The 16,298-nt window shown below is 70.3% G+C and carries 18 protein-coding genes, 1 tRNA gene and 1 riboswitch; of the genes, 9 read left to right on the top strand and 10 right to left on the bottom strand.

The features are described 5' to 3' along the window. Nucleotides 1-49: 49 nt before the first annotated feature. A complete protein-coding gene (locus KV097_RS00240; protein ID WP_220364768.1) occupies nt 50-796 on the top strand; it encodes a hypothetical protein in 747 nt (248 codons plus the stop codon). Between the two features lie 68 nt (nt 797-864). Here KV097_RS00240 and KV097_RS00245 read toward each other — a convergent pair whose 3' ends face one another. Next, nucleotides 865-2,439, bottom strand: a complete 1,575-nt coding sequence (locus KV097_RS00245) for a M20/M25/M40 family metallo-hydrolase (RefSeq protein WP_220364769.1) — start codon at nt 2,437-2,439, stop codon at nt 865-867. 246 nt (nt 2,440-2,685) lie between these two features. Between KV097_RS00245 and KV097_RS00250 the strand changes: the two genes are divergently transcribed. Continuing rightward, nucleotides 2,686-3,222 (top strand): alpha/beta hydrolase, encoded by a 537-nt coding sequence (locus KV097_RS00250; protein WP_220364770.1) that lies wholly within the window; start codon nt 2,686-2,688, stop codon nt 3,220-3,222. A 59-nt stretch (nt 3,223-3,281) separates the two neighbouring features. Here KV097_RS00250 and KV097_RS00255 read toward each other — a convergent pair. Together KV097_RS00255 and KV097_RS00260 are read right to left on the bottom strand one after the other, a co-directional pair. After that, nucleotides 3,282-3,352: transfer RNA gene (locus tag KV097_RS00255), tRNA-Gly, on the bottom strand. 44 nt (nt 3,353-3,396) lie between these two features. Next, a complete protein-coding gene (locus KV097_RS00260) occupies nt 3,397-4,155 on the bottom strand; it encodes a hypothetical protein (RefSeq protein ID WP_220364771.1) in 759 nt (252 codons plus the stop codon). A gap of 186 nt (nt 4,156-4,341) precedes the next feature. Between KV097_RS00260 and dcd the strand changes: the two genes are divergently transcribed. Then, nucleotides 4,342-4,917 (top strand): dCTP deaminase, encoded by a 576-nt coding sequence (gene dcd, locus KV097_RS00265; RefSeq protein ID WP_220342360.1) that lies wholly within the window; start codon nt 4,342-4,344, stop codon nt 4,915-4,917. A 15-nt stretch (nt 4,918-4,932) separates the two neighbouring features. After that, on the top strand, nt 4,933-5,838 hold the full coding sequence (locus KV097_RS00270; RefSeq protein WP_220364772.1) for a pseudouridine-5'-phosphate glycosidase: 906 nt from the start codon (nt 4,933-4,935) through the stop codon (nt 5,836-5,838). Nucleotides 5,839-5,890: 52 nt separating this feature from the next. On the opposite strand, the gene KV097_RS00275 is transcribed toward KV097_RS00270, so the two are convergent. Next, nucleotides 5,891-6,055, bottom strand: coding sequence for a hypothetical protein (locus tag KV097_RS00275; protein ID WP_220342358.1), 165 nt, complete (start codon nt 6,053-6,055; stop codon nt 5,891-5,893). A 152-nt stretch (nt 6,056-6,207) separates the two neighbouring features. Then, nucleotides 6,208-6,399 (bottom strand): hypothetical protein, encoded by a 192-nt coding sequence (locus tag KV097_RS00280; protein ID WP_220345518.1) that lies wholly within the window; start codon nt 6,397-6,399, stop codon nt 6,208-6,210. A 101-nt stretch (nt 6,400-6,500) separates the two neighbouring features. On the opposite strand from KV097_RS00280, the gene KV097_RS00285 reads away from it, so the two are divergent. From KV097_RS00285 to KV097_RS00295, 3 genes are all read left to right on the top strand, one after another. Next, entirely contained in the window at nt 6,501-7,409 is a 909-nt protein-coding gene (locus KV097_RS00285; RefSeq protein WP_220342356.1) for a carbohydrate kinase family protein, read from the top strand. Nucleotides 7,410-7,502: 93 nt separating this feature from the next. Next, nucleotides 7,503-8,465 (top strand): ABC transporter ATP-binding protein, encoded by a 963-nt coding sequence (locus KV097_RS00290; protein WP_308289280.1) that lies wholly within the window; start codon nt 7,503-7,505, stop codon nt 8,463-8,465. Further along, nucleotides 8,462-9,277, top strand: coding sequence for an ABC transporter permease subunit (locus KV097_RS00295; RefSeq protein ID WP_220364773.1), 816 nt, complete (start codon nt 8,462-8,464; stop codon nt 9,275-9,277). Before KV097_RS00290 ends, KV097_RS00295 begins: the two co-directional genes overlap by 4 nt. Before the next feature lie 92 nt (nt 9,278-9,369). On the opposite strand, the gene KV097_RS00300 is transcribed toward KV097_RS00295, so the two are convergent. Next, the gene (locus KV097_RS00300) at nt 9,370-11,748 is read right to left on the bottom strand and encodes a (Fe-S)-binding protein (RefSeq protein ID WP_220364774.1); all 2,379 of its coding nucleotides are present in this window, start codon (nt 11,746-11,748) and stop codon (nt 9,370-9,372) included. Between the two features lie 116 nt (nt 11,749-11,864). Then, nucleotides 11,865-11,925, top strand: a riboswitch (guanidine-III (ykkC-III) riboswitch). Nucleotides 11,926-11,944: 19 nt separating this feature from the next. Between KV097_RS00300 and KV097_RS00305 the strand changes: the two genes are divergently transcribed. After that, nucleotides 11,945-12,259 (top strand): multidrug efflux SMR transporter, encoded by a 315-nt coding sequence (locus tag KV097_RS00305; protein WP_220342353.1) that lies wholly within the window; start codon nt 11,945-11,947, stop codon nt 12,257-12,259. A 5-nt stretch (nt 12,260-12,264) separates the two neighbouring features. On the opposite strand, the gene KV097_RS00310 is transcribed toward KV097_RS00305, so the two are convergent. Next, entirely contained in the window at nt 12,265-12,810 is a 546-nt protein-coding gene (locus KV097_RS00310; protein ID WP_220342352.1) for an NUDIX hydrolase family protein, read from the bottom strand. A gap of 48 nt (nt 12,811-12,858) precedes the next feature. Here KV097_RS00310 and KV097_RS00315 point away from each other — a divergent pair, with 48 nt between their 5' ends. Then, nucleotides 12,859-14,310: an MFS transporter gene (locus tag KV097_RS00315; RefSeq protein ID WP_308289281.1), complete on the top strand. Its 1,452-nt coding sequence runs from the start codon at nt 12,859-12,861 to the stop codon at nt 14,308-14,310. 12 nt (nt 14,311-14,322) lie between these two features. On the opposite strand, the gene KV097_RS00320 is transcribed toward KV097_RS00315, so the two are convergent. From KV097_RS00320 to KV097_RS00330, 3 genes are read right to left on the bottom strand one after another with little or no spacing between them, the layout of a single operon-like run. After that, nucleotides 14,323-15,003 carry a GPP34 family phosphoprotein gene (locus KV097_RS00320; RefSeq protein WP_220342351.1) on the bottom strand — a complete coding sequence of 227 codons (681 nt, stop codon included), beginning with the start codon at nt 15,001-15,003 and terminating at the stop codon, nt 14,323-14,325. Between the two features lie 25 nt (nt 15,004-15,028). Beyond that, nucleotides 15,029-15,661, bottom strand: a complete 633-nt coding sequence (locus KV097_RS00325) for a nitroreductase family protein (RefSeq protein WP_220364775.1) — start codon at nt 15,659-15,661, stop codon at nt 15,029-15,031. Nucleotide 15,662: 1 nt separating this feature from the next. Continuing rightward, nucleotides 15,663-16,244, bottom strand: coding sequence for a hypothetical protein (locus tag KV097_RS00330; protein WP_220342349.1), 582 nt, complete (start codon nt 16,242-16,244; stop codon nt 15,663-15,665). Nucleotides 16,245-16,298 lie beyond the last annotated feature (54 nt).

Consider the following 16,298-nt stretch of genomic DNA (forward strand, 5'->3'; position numbering starts at 1 on the left):
TAGCGACGGCGCCCTGCGCGGGGCCTCTGGGGGCGGCTACCGTGCACCCATGCCCCCCGCGAACCCCTGGCGCGACGCGCTCAACACAGTCGGCAGCACCTTCATGACGTCGACCATGATCCGGTCGACCTCCAAGGAGGCCGGCATGCCGGCCTCAGCCCTCTACTTCCGCGGGCGCGTCGGCGTCCTCGGCGACGTCTCGACGGACGCGGCCTTCGACGTCCTGGGGATCTTCTCCCGGCGTGTGGTCGACAGCGTCTGGGAGCGCAGTGCCGAGACGGCGCCACAGGCCGCGGTGGACGCCTACCTCGACGTGTGTCACCGGTGGGGCCGCGAGAACCTCGTGGACGACAAGGCGGCAGCGCGCGCCACGGTCCTGCTCGAGCAGGTGCTCGACGAGGCCGACCTGGCGCCGATGCTGCTGGCTCAGGGCTGGCAGCGGGCCGAGCGCCCGAACGACGTCCCGGCACGGTTGGCGCAAGCGGCGATGGCGGTGCGGGAGATCCGTGGGGGTCAGTACTTCGCCGCCCTCGGCCTGGTCGGGCTCTCCGTCCCGCGCGCGATGCTCGTCGATCCGGGCGCAGGCGCCGAGCGCATGTCCACGCTCGGGTGGAACGACGACGAGATCGCCGAGGCGAGACTGCGCCAGCGGCCCAGCGACTCCGGCCGCTGGCGCGATGCGCAGAGCGCGCTCGAAGGCGCGTTCCTGGGTCTCCTCGGTGACGTCGTCGGCGAGGATGGTGTGAGGGCTCTCGGCGAGGCGCTCCTCGCGGTCCAGCGCGTGCCGAACGACTGAGGACACCGATGCCCCTCCGCCCGAGGGAGCGGAGGGGCATCGGTCAGATGGTGAACCGGTCGGTCGGCTCAGCGCGTCGCCGCGTGACCCTGATGCCGTGCCGGGGCCGGCGCGGACAGGGCCTGGGCCTTCGCCGACGCCGCAGCGTTCGCCTTGCGGCTGCCGTCGGGGAAGAGACCGGACTTCGACTTCGTCAACGTCAAGGTCGCGTGCGCAGCGGCGTCGCCGAGCTCGTTGAGCGCCTTCACGCTGAGGTTGGTGATGTCGTCGCAGGCCTGGTGGTAGCACGGGTCGTACCACTCGCCGGCCGTACCGCCGTAGACGGCTGCCTCCTCCGGCGTCTTCACACCCTCGGCGCCCGAGAAGAGACCGCCCGCCGGGATGCCGGCCGCGATGAACGGCCCGTAGTCGGAGCGTCCGTCGAAGTCGGTCGGCTCGCTCGCCAGACCCTGGCTCTCGAAGTAGTCCGTGAAGATCGTCTCGATGACGTCGGATCCGGGCGGACCGACCGGACCGCCGGAGGAGCCGTCGCCGTCGTAGACGAAGCGGACGTAGTTCGGCGACCCGATCATGTCGAAGTTGAGGTTCGCGTAGATCTTCGAGCGCTGCTGATCGCTCAGCGACGCGACGTAGTGCTCGGCTCCGAGCAGACCGGACTCCTCAGCACCCCAGAACGCGAAGCGCACCGGGCGGGACAGCTTCTTGGTCAGCTTGAGGTCCGACATCGCCTGTGCGATCGCGAGCGTGCCGGCCGAGCCGCTGCCGTTGTCGTTGATGCCGGGGCCCTCGGGGACGGAGTCGAGGTGAGCGCCCACGACGACGACCTGGTCCTTGTTCTTGACCTTCTTGAGGTCCTTCGGCGAGAGGTCCGCGATCACGTTCCACGTGGTGCGGTTGGGATCGGTCTCCACCTCGGTCGAGACCGAGAGCGTCACGGGGCCTGCGGCGGCCTGCTCGAGCAGTGCCACGGCGTCGGCGTAGGACAGCCCGACGACCGGGATGTCCTTGGGATCGCCGAGGGTCCCGATGGACAGCTCGGTACGGCCCGGGTTGCCCTCGTTGAAGATGATCACGGCGTCGTAGCCCGCCGCCGCGGCGTTGTCGACCTTGACGGCGAAGTCGCAGCCGCCGCGTTGGACGAGCGCGATCGCGTCCTCGGCCGGCGCGGGATCGAAGCTGCCCGGGGTGCATCCGGCGGTGCTGCTCGGCTCCTCGGTCGCGGGGATGACGTTGTCGTTCGCGGGCACGACGACGCCGGTCACCTCACCGCCGCCGGAGTAGCTGTAGATGTCGGTCTCGTAGTCGGTGGCCGTCGGCGACACCTGCGAGAGGGTCGGCTCGGAGAGCGACCGGAAGAACGAGAACGTGAAGGCCTGCTTCTTGACCGAGTAGCCCGATCGGCGGAGCTGCTTGGTGACGTAGTCGACGGATGCCTCGTAGCCGGGGAGCCCGGAGGCGCGCGTCCCCTCGTTCTGGTTGGCGATGACCTGCAGTGCACGCGCGTGCTTCAGGATGCCGTTGACGGTGACTGCCTTGCGGAGCTGCGTCGTGTTGACGTCGTCGATTGCCGCCGCGGGTGTCGCAGTGGTCACCAGGGTGGCGGCGACCGCTGCTCCCAGGGCTCCGGTGAGTGCTCTTCGCACCTCGGACCTCCTCGTTGAGTCGTGTCGGACCCGCTTCAACCTAGGCGAGCCGACCAGACAGCGACAGGGGCAGCAGCCGAAAAATCCCGTTCGTGGCAGCAACTCGCCGCGCGAGCCAGGCGGCGCGGGCGAGAACCTGGCGAATCGCTGCCAGCGACGAATGAACTGATCGCGCGGTGGGCACCACGTCTTGCTCGACGAACGACGATGGCCCCGAAGTGGCCCGGCGGTCGGTACGGTCTCCGCATGACCGACGTCGTCGTGATCCCCGGCGCTCGATTCGGACCGGGCGCGCCGCTGCTGATGCATGCCGGTGACGTCGCAGAGCGGCGGGGCGCGACCGTGCACCGGCACTCGTGGTCCCGACAGCCCTCGGCTCTCGATCAGCCGGGGATCGAGCACTGGGTCTGCGGCGAGATCGTTCCTCTCATCGACCACGTGGGCGGCCGACCGCTGCTGATCGGCAAGTCCCTGGGCACGAATGCCGCGGCGATCGCCGCGGAAAGATCGTTGTCCGCCGTGTGGATCACGCCGCTACTCACCCTCCCGTGGGTGGTCGACGCCCTGAGCCGCGCAACCGCGCCGTTCCTGCTCGTGGGCGGCACGGCGGACGCACTGTGGGACGGCGACGCCGCGCGCCGCCTCTCGGCGCGGGTGCTCGAGGTCGAGGGCGCAGATCACGGCATGTACGTCCCCGGCCCGCTGACCGACTCGGTCGCTGTCCTGGGTCGCGTCGTGACCGCGGTGGAGGAGTTCGTCGACGGCCTCGGTTGGTCGAGCTAACTCGCAGCGAAGGCCCTGGCCGGGACTGTTGTCGTCTCGGCCAGGGCCTTCGTGAAGGGAGCGGGCGACGGGAATCGAACCCGCACTATCAGCTTGGGAAGCTGATGTTCTGCCATTGAACTACGCCCGCGGGCGTCGTCGCCGAGGCGACGCCGACCACTATATAGGTGCCGCTCAGCTCACCGTCACGTGGACGTGGTCGTAGTGGTTCGCTGTCGACGAGCCGCGGTCCTCCATCGGGCGCCAGCCCTCGGAGGCACGCTGGGTAGTCCAGATCTTCTGCGCCCAGAGGACCTCTGAGACGCCGAGCTTGGAGGCGTTCGCGCGCACGAAGGCGGCGATCGCGTCACCGGTCGAGCCGCTCACCATGATGTCGAGCGCGCGTCCGGTGCCGTGCTCGCCGCCGTCTCCCGCGCGGACCCCGCCGTACGAGGAGACGCTGGGGAACTCGGCGCACACCGCCCGGTGGACGGCGATCGCGTTCGAGGAGAGACCGCTCTCGACCGAGGAGCCGCTGGCGCACGGCTTGCCCGAGACCGATCCGCTCGGCGTGCTGGCATCGGGGCTTTCGGAGTCTGCGCCCTCGGTCTCGGCCGCGTCCTCCTCCTCCGGCTCTGCGGTGGCCTCGGCGACGCCGGCGACCACCTGCTTGCCGGGGGCGGTGAGGGCCGCACGTCCGCTCGAGCGCGTGACGGCGATCTCACGACGCTCGGCGATGTGCTGCTCGAGGCTAGGTGCGGACCGGATCACGATGCCGCTGGTCGACGCGCCCTCGACGTTGGCAGCGGTCGTGCTGATCGCCTGCGGGGCAGAAGCGGCCACGGTCGCCACTCCTGCGAGCAGAAGACCGGCCAGCGCGGCGGGTCGGCGACGGGCGGAGCGCAGAGGCAGAGCCTCCAGGCGCTCGTGCGGGGTCTCGGGCGTGACCGTCACGGAAGGACGGATCCTGGACGACGTCGGGCTCGTCTTGCGCTTGCGGGGGGCGCGGTGAGCCTTCCTGCGGCCGGGGGTAGCCACAAGTTCACCTTCCGTGGAGAGCAGGGGGGACCTCGGAAGTGAAGCACATCCACCGGGGGTCAGCCAAGGCCTCCGTCCACAGACCTGCGCTACCGTCGGTCTGTGCTGCTCTCCGACCGCGACATCCGAGCCGAGCTCGACGAAGGACGGATCGTCCTCGATCCCTACGACGAGGAGATGATGCAGCCGTCCAGCATCGACGTCCGCCTGGACAAGTTCTTCCGGGTCTTCGAGAACCATCGCTATCCGCACATCGACCCCGCAGAGGACCAGTCCGATCTCACCAAAGAGGTCACGGCGGCCGACGGTGGACCGTTCATCCTGCACCCCGGCGAGTTCGTCCTAGGGTCGACGTACGAGCGGGTCGCCCTCCCTGTCGACGTCGCCGCCCGGGTCGAGGGCAAGTCGTCGCTCGGGCGTCTCGGCCTCCTGACCCACGCCACGGCAGGGTTCGTCGACCCCGGGTTCGACGGGCACGTCACGCTCGAGCTCGCCAACGTGGCGACGCTCCCGATCAAGCTCTACCCCGGCATGAAGATCGGCCAGCTCTGCTTCTTCCGGCTCTCGTCGCCGGCCGAGCACCCGTACGGCTCCGAGAAGTACGGGTCGCGCTACCAGGGCCAACGCGGTCCCACGCCCTCGCGTTCCTTCGCCAACTTCTATCGCGCCACGATCTGAGGAGAGACCGCTCGGATGAGGATCCACCCCGACGTCGCCGCTGCCTGCGAGGCCGGCCGACCTGTCGTCGCGCTCGAGTCGACGATCATCTCCCACGGCCTGCCACGACCCCGCAACCTGCAGGCGGCCCGTGACTTCGAGGAGATCCTGCGCAAGCGCGACGTCGTCCCCGCGACGATCGCCGTGCTCGACGGGGAACCGCACGTGGGGCTCGACGACGCCGCGCTCGAGCGGATCGCCCTCGACGACTCCGTGGTGAAGGTGTCCGTACGCGACCTTCCGGTCGCGATGGCGACCCGGACCTCCGGTGCCACGACGGTCGCGGCCACGGCCTTCCTCGCGGCCCGGGCGGGGATCCGCGTGTTCTCCACCGGCGGCCTGGGTGGGGTGCACCGAGGGGCGAGCGCCACGTTCGACGAGTCGGCCGACCTCACCACGCTCGCCGGCACACGCATCACGGTGGTGTCGGCCGGCGTGAAGTCGATCCTCGACATCCCGGCGACCCTGGAGCGCCTCGAGACTCTCGGCGTCACGGTGCTGGGCTACGGGACGGACCAGTTCCCGAGCTTCTGGCTGACGGAGTCGGGGGAGACTCTGGACTGGGCGGTCCCCGACGCCGCGACGGTCGCTGCGGTGATGGCCGCCAACGACGCCCTCGGTCGTGAGAGCGCGGTGCTGGTGGCCAACCCCCTGCCGTCCGGCAAGCAGCTGGACCCGCGGGTCCACGACGAGGCGCTGCGGCAGGCGCTCGCCGAGGCCGAGCGCGATGCGATCACCGGCAAGGACGTCAGCCCCTACCTGCTCGCCCGGATCGTCGAGCTGACCCACGGCTCGAGCCTCGAGGTCAACCTCGACATCGCGGCCAACAACATCACGGTCGGCGCCGAGATCGCCACTGCCTGGAGCGCACGAGACCGGTGACACCGGTCTCGGTGCCACCGGTCTCGGTGGTGTCGGCTCTGACGGTCGTCGGTCACGACTGGCCGTCGAGGCGGTCAGCGACCCTGTGCAGCGTCCTGGCCGTCCGGTTGCGCAGCGAGGGGCGGTAGGTCGTACCGAGGTGCTCTCGCTGCTCGAGTCGGCGGGTGAGCTCTCGTTCACGCATGTTCGTGAGCAGGAGATGGGTGTACTCGTTCATGTCATTGCCCCTATGCCTGTGCAGGCGTCGTCGACGTGCCCGTACGGGACGTCGATGATGTGTGGTTCGTGCGGTAGACGGGGAGGATTCACCGTCGTGGCGGCGCCGCGTCTGCGGCGCTCGGCGTCACGTCGATCCGGGGCGACCGAGGGTCACATCGGACGAGTGGGCGCGGTCGTCCCCGCTGGGCGGGAGTCGACCGAGTCGGCGAGCCGGCGCACCGCGCCGGCTGCCCGGGCCCGCCAGGAGGCCTGGTGGATCGTCCCGGGCCGGCGGCGCTCCAGCGTGCGGCGTACGTGGGCCTCGCGCTGACGCGTCATGATGTCGTGCGTGCAGTCGTCCATCTCTGCCTCCCTCCGCGGCTCGTTCGTTGGCAACTGGCTCCGACACTAGGGCGAGGGGCAGGTCCGGCGCACCCGATTATCCGGGCGGTAGCGTTCGACGCATGGCACGCATCCTCGTGGTCGGTGACGTGGTCGACGACCTCATCGTCCGGCCCCTCTCGACTGTCACCCCAGCGAGCGACACCCCCGCGGTGATCCGCAGGCGCGATGGCGGTTCCGCGGCGAACGTCGCGGCGTGGCTGGGGTCGCTCGGTGCCGATGTGATGTTCGTCGGACGTGCCGGCAGGGACGGCGCACGCCGGCACACGGAGTCGCTCGAGCGCTTCGGCGTGCAGGCGCGCATCGCCGCCGACGGGGAGCACGACACCGCCACGATCGTCATCACCCTCGACGAGGCGGGAGAGCGGACGATGTTCGTCGACCGCGGCGCGAACAGCGCCCTGTCGACCAAGGACGTCCCCCTGTCCGCCTGGAAGGACGTCCGGTGGGTACACCTCACCGGCTACTCGTTCTTCGATCCCGCGACGCGTCCGGTCGCGCAGGAGATCGTCGCCCGTGCACGCGACCGCGGCGCTGTGGTGTCGGTCGACCCGGGGTCGGTGGCGTTCCTGCGCGAGGCCGGGGTCGAGGAGTTCGTGGACTGGACGTCCGGGGTCGACGTGATTCTGCCCAACGCCGACGAGCTGCGATGCATGACCGGGGAGGACGAACCCGACAGGGCGCTGCTGGCGCTGGGCCGGTGGTATCCGACCGCGGTCGCCACCCTCGGCGCCTCTGGGGCGGTCCAGATGACCCCCGACGGCTTCCTCGTACGCCAGCGGGCCGAGAAGACGGAGGTCGAGGACCTCACCGGCGCGGGTGACGCGTTCGCCGCCGGCTTCCTCTCCGCGAGCGTGGACGGCCTCGACGCGCAGCAGGCGCTGCGCCGGGGGGCGGAGACGGCCGCTCTCGCGGTGTCTCGTACCGGCGCACGCCCCGCGCTGGGGGAGTCACGCCCCGTCATCGGCTGACGCCGTACGACGGCGGTCTCCAGGGTCGGCTCAGGGGACGGCCGGGGTGTTTCCCCGATGCCCCCAGGCGCCACTGCCCGTGACTCTGAGCGCATGGACAGCTCAGACATCGGGGCGGGCGATCGGATGATCCGCGCCCAGGCACTCACCAAGACGTTCGGCGACAAGGTCGCCGTCGACGCCATCGACTTCACGGTCAGACCAGGTCGCGTGACCGGATTCCTCGGCCCCAACGGTGCGGGGAAGTCGACCACCATGAGGATGATCCTCGGTCTGGACGCCCCGACGGCGGGCTCGGTGACGGTCAACGGTCATCGGCACCAGACGTCACCTGCGCCGCTGCGCTCGGTCGGCGCGCTCCTCGACGCCCACGCCTTCCACCCAGGCCGATCAGCGCGTGACCACCTGCGCTGGCTCGCCGCGAGCAACGGCATCCCGGCCACCCGCGTCGGTGAGGTGCTCGAGCTCGTCGGTCTGGAGTCCGTGGCTCGTCAGCGGGCGGGACGCTACTCGCTGGGGATGGGGCAGCGGCTCGGGATCGCCGCTGCGCTGATCGGCGATCCGCCGGTCGTCATCCTCGACGAGCCGGTCAACGGGCTCGACCCCGAGGGCATCAGGTGGGTCCGCGCACTCGCGCGCCGGCTCGCCGACGAAGGCCGTACGGTCTTCATCTCCAGCCACCTCATGTCGGAGATGGCGATGATGGCCGACCACCTGATCGTCATCGGGCGCGGACAGATCCTCGCCGACATGTCGACCGAGGACTTCATCGCCGCGCACGCCACCTCGTACGTCCGGGTCAAGTCACCGGCACGCACGGCCGTGGCCGAGCTGCTGACGAGGAGCGGGCTCGACGTGGAGGGCGTCGGCGACGCGCTCCACGTCCAGGGCCTCGACGCGTCGGCGATCGGCGATCTCCTGCACCACGACAGCCTCCCGCTGCACGAGCTCACGCTGGTGCGGTCCTCGCTCGAGGACGCCTTCATGAGGTTGACCGCCGACAGTGTCGAGTACCGCTCGAAGGTTGGCGCCGTCACGGCAGGAGCAGCGGCATGAGCACCGCGACGCAGACCGTCGCGGTCGGGTCGGAGCAGGCGGTCCACCGGCAAGGGTTCGGCGACGTGCTCAGCGCCGAGTGGATCAAGCTGCGCTCGGTCCGCGCGACGTGGTGGACCCTCGCCGCTCTGGTCGGCCTGGGAGCCGGCCTGACGGTCGTCGTGTGCTGGGGCAATGCCGACTGGCTCGCGAGCCCGGAGGCCGACGAGTCGCCCGGCGCCTTCCTCACCTGGGGCATGATGATCGCCCAGATCACGGCCGTCGTGCTGGGGGTGCTCGCCGTCACCAGCGAGTACGGCACCGGGATGGTCCGGGCGACGTTCGCCGCCGTTCCCCGACGAGGGCGCGTGCTCGCAGCGAAGTCGCTGCTGGTCGCGAGCCTGCTGTTCGTCGTCGGCACGCTGACGGCCCTGATCGGCTACTTCGGCGGCAACTACTTCCTCGACCGCGAGGGCATCGGCATGGCGCTCGAGGGGGACGTTCTGCGGGCGATGTACGGCAGCGGCCTCTTCATGGCGGGTCTGGGGCTGCTCTCGATCGCGATCGGGACCCTGCTGCGCCACACCGCGGCGGCCATCACGATCACCATCGGGCTGTGCTTCGTGGTGAGCAACATGGTCGCGCTGATCCCCGGTGCCATCGGCCTGTTCCTCGAACGGGTCATGCCGGGCAGCGCCGGAACGGTGATCGCGACGCCCGTGTCGTTCAACCCGAACCTGCTGGACGCCTGGCCGAGCTTCGCGATCTTCGCGGCGGAGATCGCCGTGCTGATGACGCTCGCAGCTGTCGCGCTCCGCCGCCGCGACGCGTGACCCCGCCCACCAAGACGGCGATTCGGTGAGGAAATCGGGACTCGGCCGTCGACGGCCCCCGATCTCCTCACCGAATCGCGCGAGGGCGGGCGTCAGGGCTTGGAGTGGCCGTGGCCCTCGTCGTCGACGGGGATGTCGGACTCCTCGGCGATCTTGCGGTTCTCCTCCGGCGTGCCCGCCTCGGGCTCGTCGAGGTCCTCACCGGGGCCCTCGGGCCGCTCGAGGACGGCGGTCGCCGTCGCCGCCATGCCGGCGTCGGCGGCGGTCGCGTCGGGCCCGGGCTCGGTCGCGGGGTCGGCGGCCGCCTTGCGCTTGACACCGGCGAGGAGGAGCTGCGCCACGTCGAGCACCTCGACCTCTTCGCGAGCAGCGCCGTCGGCCTGCTTCGCGGTCAGGCCGTCGGCCAGCATCACCCGGCAGAACGGACAGCCGACCGCGATCTGGTCGGCACCGGTGTCGATGGCCTCCTGGGTGCGGTTGAGGTTGATCCGCTCGCCGAGCGTCTCCTCCATCCACATCCGGGCGCCACCAGCACCGCAGCAGAACGAGCGCTCGGAGTTGCGCGGCATCTCCTTGAGCTCGGCGTTGGGGATCACGTCGAGCAGCTCGCGGGGCGCCTCGTACACCTTGTTGTGGCGGCCGAGGAAGCACGGGTCGTGGTAGGTGATCGTCTTGCCGGCGACCTTCTCGTCGGCCGGTGCGAGCGGTGTGAGCCGGCCCTCGCGCACGAGCCGGTTGAGCAGCTGCGTGTGGTGCACGACCTCGAGCTCGATGCCGAAGTCCTTGTACTCGTTCTTGAGCGTGTTGAAGCAGTGGGCGCAGGTCGAGACGACCTTCTTGACCTTCGTCTCCTTGAAGACCTCGACGTTCTGCGCCGCGAGCTGGGCGAACACGATCTCGTTGCCGGCGCGGCGGGCAGGATCACCCGAGCACGTCTCGCCGTCACCCAGGACGGCGAACGAGACGCCCGCGGTGTCGAGCAGCTCGGCGACCGCCTGCGTGGTCTTCTTGGCGCGGTCCTCGTACGCCCCGGCGCAGCCGACCCAGAACAGCCAGTCGACCTCGTCCAGGTCCTCGATGTCGACGCCGACCTGCTTCACCTCGAAGTCGAGGTCCTTCGCCCAGTCCATCCGGTTCTTGGGCGACATGTTCCAGGGGTTCCCCTTGCGCTCGAGGCCCTTGAAGATGTTGTTGAGCTCGGTGGGGAAGTTGGACTCCACGAGCACCTGGTAGCGGCGCATGTCCATGATGTGGTCGACGTGCTCGATGTCGACCGGGCACTGCTGGACGCAGGCGCCGCAGTTGGTGCAGGACCAGAGGACGTCGGGGTCGATGACGCCGTAGACCGACTCGTCGCCAATCAGCGGACGCTCCGCCTCCGTGGTGACCGCCTCGGAGAGACCGTCGCGACCGTCCTCGCCGGCGAGGACGTACGGCGCCTTGGCGTACGCGTGGTCGCGCAGACCCATCACGAGCAGCTTGGGCGAGAGCGGCTTGTCGGTGTTCCAGGCGGGGCACTGCGACTGGCAGCGGCCGCACTCGGTGCAGGTGGTGAAGTCGAGGATGCCCTTCCAGGAGAAGTCCTCGACCTTGCCGACGCCGAGCTTCTCGAACGCGTCCTCGTCGAGGTCCTCCATCGTCTCGATCGTGACCGGCGTGTCGTCCACGTAGATCGGCTTCAGCCCACCGAGGGCGGGAGCGCCGGAGGCCTCGCGCTTGAACCAGATGTTGACCCAGGCGGTGAAGCGGTGCCAGGCGACACCCATGGTGATGTTGAGCGAGATCGTGATCAACCAGGTCATCGAGATGGCGATCTTCACCATCGCGACGGCGTAGATGGTCGTCTCGAGCGCTCCGGCCGACATCCCGGAGAAGAGATCGCCGAGCCAGAAGGTGCCGGGGAAGTGGGCGAACGTCGCCTGGGCGGGGTCGTCGTGCGAGAACAGCGCGTACTCGAGGCCGCGGAGCAGGAAGCCGCAGACGACGACCGACAGGATGACAGCCTCGACGAAGTAGGCCTGCCAGAACGTGGAGCCGAAGAAGCGGGACTTGCGGCCGAGCTTGTTGGGCTTGTTCCGCTGGCGGACGAAGATCAGGTACAGGATGCCGATCAGGGTCAGCCACGACAGGAGGTCGCTCACCCACTGGTAGACGACCCAGTGCCCGATGATCGGAAGCACCGCGTGGGCGTCGAAGATCTGGAAGTAGGCCGCGGCGACCATCGTGGACAGCAGGATGAATCCCGCGAACACGAACCAGTGCATGATGCCGATCCAGTGCCACTGGAGCATCCGCGTGTGGCCGAGGGTCTCGACCAGCATGTTCTTCCAGCGCGTCCCCGGGTTGTCGGTCCGGTTGTGCGTCTGCCGGCCCATCCTCACCACGCGCACCATCGAGGCGACCGCCCTGGCGGCGAGCGCGACGGCGACGGCGGTGATGGCCAGCGAGACGACGATCGCGACGACCTGCATGCTCTGCTCCTGCCGGTAGTACTGACTAGCGCACCTTAGCCCCAGCGAAGGGCGTTCTCTGGGTAAGGTACGCCAAACACTACCGGTGGGTAACTTCGAGGCGTCTCGTACGCTGTGATCAGCCACCCGGCTCCGGACGAGAAGCGACGTACCCGGTCATGCGAAGACGTCGACACCACGTGGTCAGGAGCCCGTCATGGCATGGCTGGTCCTCGTCGTCTCCGGCGTCCTCGAAGCGGTCTGGGCGACCGCGCTCGGGCGATCGGCCGGTCTCACCCGACTCGTCCCGTCGGTCGTGTTCGGCGTGGCGGTGGTCCTCAGCATGGTCGGGCTGGCGTACGCCATGCGGAGCCTGCCGACCGGCACCGCGTACGCCGTGTGGGTCGGCATCGGCGCCTCGCTCACCGTCGCGTACGCGATGGCGACCGGTGTCGAGCCGGTCTCCGTGGTGCGCCTGCTGTTCCTCGCGATGATCATCGGCGGGGTGGTGGGGCTCAAGGCGGTGGGCTGAGGCGGTCAGCCGCCGAGGACCCCCAGGTAGCCCAGCGCCTGCCGCAGCAGGGCCCCGCGACCGCCCTCCATCTCGGCCGCGACCGCGTCGGTCGACGCCTCGCCCGGGGTGAGCCACGTCAGCTCCAGCGCGTCCTGGCGCGGCTGGCACTCGCCCGAGACCGGCACCACGTACGCGAGCGCGACGGCGTGCTGGCGGGCGTCGAAGAACTGCGACGCCCCCGGGTAGGGGAAGTACTCGGTGACCGCGAACGGCACGGTGCTGACCGGCAACACCGGGAAGGCGGTCGGGCCCAGGTCCTTCTCGAGGTGGCGCATCAGAGCGTCGCGGACGCGCTCGCCGTGCATGACGCGCCCGGAGACGAACGAGCGCGAGATCGCGCCGGTGTGCGCGGAGCCCCGCAGCAGCAGCCCGATCTCGGCGACGAGCCCGTCAGGATCCATGCGGACCGGGATCGCCTCGACGTAGAGGATCGGGACCCGGCCGCGGGTCTCGTCGAGCGCGTGATCGGAGAGCCAGCCGGGGTTGGGGTCGGGCGTGCGTACCGTCATGACGCCAGTCTTCCCCATGAGGCCCCATCGGTGCGTACGGTGTCGCACGTGGACGAGCCCGTCCGTCTCCGCAGCGCCGCAGGCCGCTGGCTCCTGCTCGCCACCGTGCTCGGGTCGAGCATGGCGATGCTCGACGGCACCGTGGTCAACGTCGCCCTCCCCACGATCGGCGACGACCTCGACGCCGACATCGGCGGTCTGCAGTGGGTCGTCAACGGCTACACGCTGAGCCTCGCGTCGCTGATCCTGCTCGGCGGCGCACTCGGTGACCGCTTCGGCCGGCGGCGGGTGTTCGTGATCGGCGTGCTCTGGTTCGCGGTCGCCTCGCTGCTGTGCGGCGTCGCTCCGGACGTCTCCACGCTGATCGCCGCCCGCGTCCTCCAGGGCATCGGCGGGGCTCTGCTGACACCGGGGAGCCTGGCGCTGATCTCCGCGTCGTTCGACCCCGAGGACAGAGGAGCGGCGATCGGGGCGTGGTCGGGACTTGGCGGAGTCGCTGCGGCCGTGGGCCCCCTCCTCGGGGGATGGCTCGTGGAGGCGGTGAGCTGGCGTGCGGTGTTCCTGCTCAACCTGCCGCTCGCGGTGCTGGTGGTCTGGGTGTGCGCCCGGCACGTGCCCGAGAGTCGGGACCCGCGGGCGCCGAAGCATCTCGACCTCCTCGGGGTGGCGCTGGCCGCGGGCGGACTGGCCGTCCTGACCTACGGCCTCATCGCCTCCAGCGACTGGCTGGCCGTCGGCGGTCTCGTCGTCCTGCTGCTCTTCGTCGTGCAGGAGCGTCGCAGTCCTGACCCGCTCGTGCCGCTGGGCCTCTTTCGCGACCGGGTGTTCAGCGGCGCGAACCTGGTGACGTTCGTCGTGTACGGCGCGCTGGGCGCGGTCTTCTTCCTGCTCGTGGTGCAGCTGCAGGTCGTCGCCGGCTACTCGCCGCTGGCGGCGGGGGCGGCGACGCTCCCGGTCACGTTCCTGATGCTTCTCTTCTCCTCCGACGCCGGCGCCGTGGCGACCCGCATCGGGCCGCGGATCCCCATGACCGTGGGGCCGGTCGTCGCGGCGGCTGGGCTGCTGCTGATGCTGCGGATCGGTCCGGACGCGGCGTACCTGAGCGAGGTGGCGCCGGGAGTCGTCGTCTTCGGGATCGGTCTCACGGTGCTGGTGGCGCCGCTGACCACGGCGGTTCTGGCCGCGGCGCCCGACCGCCTCGCCGGGATCGCGTCGGGGGTGAACAACGCGGTGGCGCGTACGGCGCAGCTGCTCGCGGTGGCCGCGCTGCCGCCCCTGGTCGGGATCGTCGGCGGTGCACTGTCGGACCCGGGAGTGTTCGACGCGGGCTTCGACCAGGCGATGGTCATCTGTGCGGCGATGCTGGGACTCGGCGCGATCGTGGCCTGGGCGACGATCCGTACCAGGCCGAGAGCGCACACCATCCCCGTCGAGAGGCAGCCGGGATGCGACCTGGGTGCGCCCCGCGCGTATCCGAGGTCACGGGGACCCGAGGGCTGACCCGCCGGCGCCTCAGACCGAGGCGGTCCGCCTGGACGTGCGCGAGGCTCTCGGACCGGGAGCAGAGAGCTCGCTGAGCGCGGCGTGCACGGCGCAACGGAGGTCGTCACCCTCGTCGGGCCGCGGTGTCTGGCACCACGAGCGCACCTGTGTCGTGTCCGGCTGCGACGGGCTCACCAGCTCGAGAAGATCGGCCCCGTCGAGGACGGTGAGGAGGCCGGCCGCCCGTGGCTCGAGGTCGGTGCCGGGCTCAGGTGCCGAGCCGCCGACAGCCGCGAAGATCGTCTCCAGGTCGGCGCGGACGGAGTCGCTCGTGTCGGGTGACGCGGTGTACCACCGGACGAGGATCTTGAGCACCAGGCTGCGGTGAATCTCGCGCCGCAGCATGCCGCGCTCGGCCATGCTCTCGAGCACCGTGGCCCGCAGCGTGGGCGCGAGGTGCCGGATCGCATCACGCACGCCGACGGGGAGCTGGCCGGTCAGCAAGGAGAGGCCGCCGCCGAGCAGCGGCGACCTCGGTGACGTGTCACCGAGGACGAGCATCGTGTCGTCGTCGAGACGGAGGTGGCCGGCCGCGGCGAGGTCGAGGAGGACGGCACCGGCGAGGGCGTGGTCGACGCACGCCTCACGTCCCCGGAGCATTCCCGTCTCCGGGTCGAGAGCGAGCAGCGTGAGTTCCTCGGCGAGCAGCATGCGGTGAGGCTACTCGTGATGTTGATCACATGCCAAGATCATCGTCGGACGGCAGGCCCCACGACCCCCGGTGGACGACCTCGTCGAGTCCACGGCGCGCACGTCCGCGCGAGGACGGCACGTGGTCCTCGGCGCGGTATCCGACCGTGACCGCGCCGATCGGGTCGTACGCCTCAGGGACGCCGAAGGTGCTGCGGAACGCGGCCGTACGCGTCGGGGGGATCCCGAAGAAGCACGCGCCGAGGCCCTCGTCGACGGCGGTCAGCAGGATGAGCAGCGACGCCATGGCGGTGTCCACGTACCAGTACGGCACCGCCCAGCGTGCCTCGTCGCGGTCGGTCCATCCTTTGTCGGGCTCGGCGTAGCGCTCGAGGTAGGCGTCCTTGTGCGCCAGCGGCACGATCACCACCGGAGCGGTCCGCATGCCGCGCTGCCACCGTGACGGCGCGGCCGCCCGGTCCGGGGGCGTCGTCGCCTCCCAGAACCGGGTGACGTCCTCGGGGGAGTCCAGGACGAGGAAGGCCCATCCCTGGCTGAACCCCGCGCTCGGAGCGTGGGTCGCGTGCTCGAGCATCCGGTCGACGAGTGCCCGCGGCACCGGTCGTCCGTCGTAGGCCCGCACCATCCGTCGCCTCCGGACGACGTCCCCGAACTCCATGTCAATCGCTCTCGTCGCTGTCGATCGCGACGTGCGTGTCGGCGGCCTCTGCCTCCTCGTCGTACCCGTCCTTGGGGCGGCCGAGGCGTGCGCGCAGGTTGCGGCGGGACAGGAGCAGAAGGTCCCAGGTGCTCGTGTCCACCATGTCGGGGTCGAGGTGCTCGAGCGCCCGGATCCCGATGTTGAGCCACCGCTCGGCCGCCAGCGGCTCGCCGGCCTCGTCGTAGAGGTCGGCCATGTAGTGGGCCGACAGTGGCGTGATGCGTCCCGACCGGCGGTAGCGGTCGGCGTACTCCGACGGGTCGAGACCACGTGCGAGCGCAGCGCCGACCCGCACGACGTCGGGGTGGATGGCCGAGGCGCCCGCGGCCGTGTCCGCCATCGCCAGCACCTCCTCCTGCCGGTCCCAAGAGCCGTCGAACCCGAGGAACTCCGAGGCGGCGACCAGGAGCGAGCGCGGTGTGACGTCGTCGGCGAGCTCGTAGCCCGCGCCGGTGGCGAGCTCGACCAGCTTCTCGGCCTTCTGGCGGGCGGTGAGGTCGGACTCCTCGACAGCGTCGGTGTCGTCCCGGGTGATGCGCATGGCGCCAGTATCCCGTGCAGGTGTCGCGCTCCTCGTGCCAGACCCGGCAGGATG

Origin of the sequence: Mumia sp. zg.B17 (assembly GCF_019550915.1) — a bacterium.
Taxonomy (GTDB): Bacteria; Actinomycetota; Actinomycetes; order Propionibacteriales; family Nocardioidaceae; genus Mumia.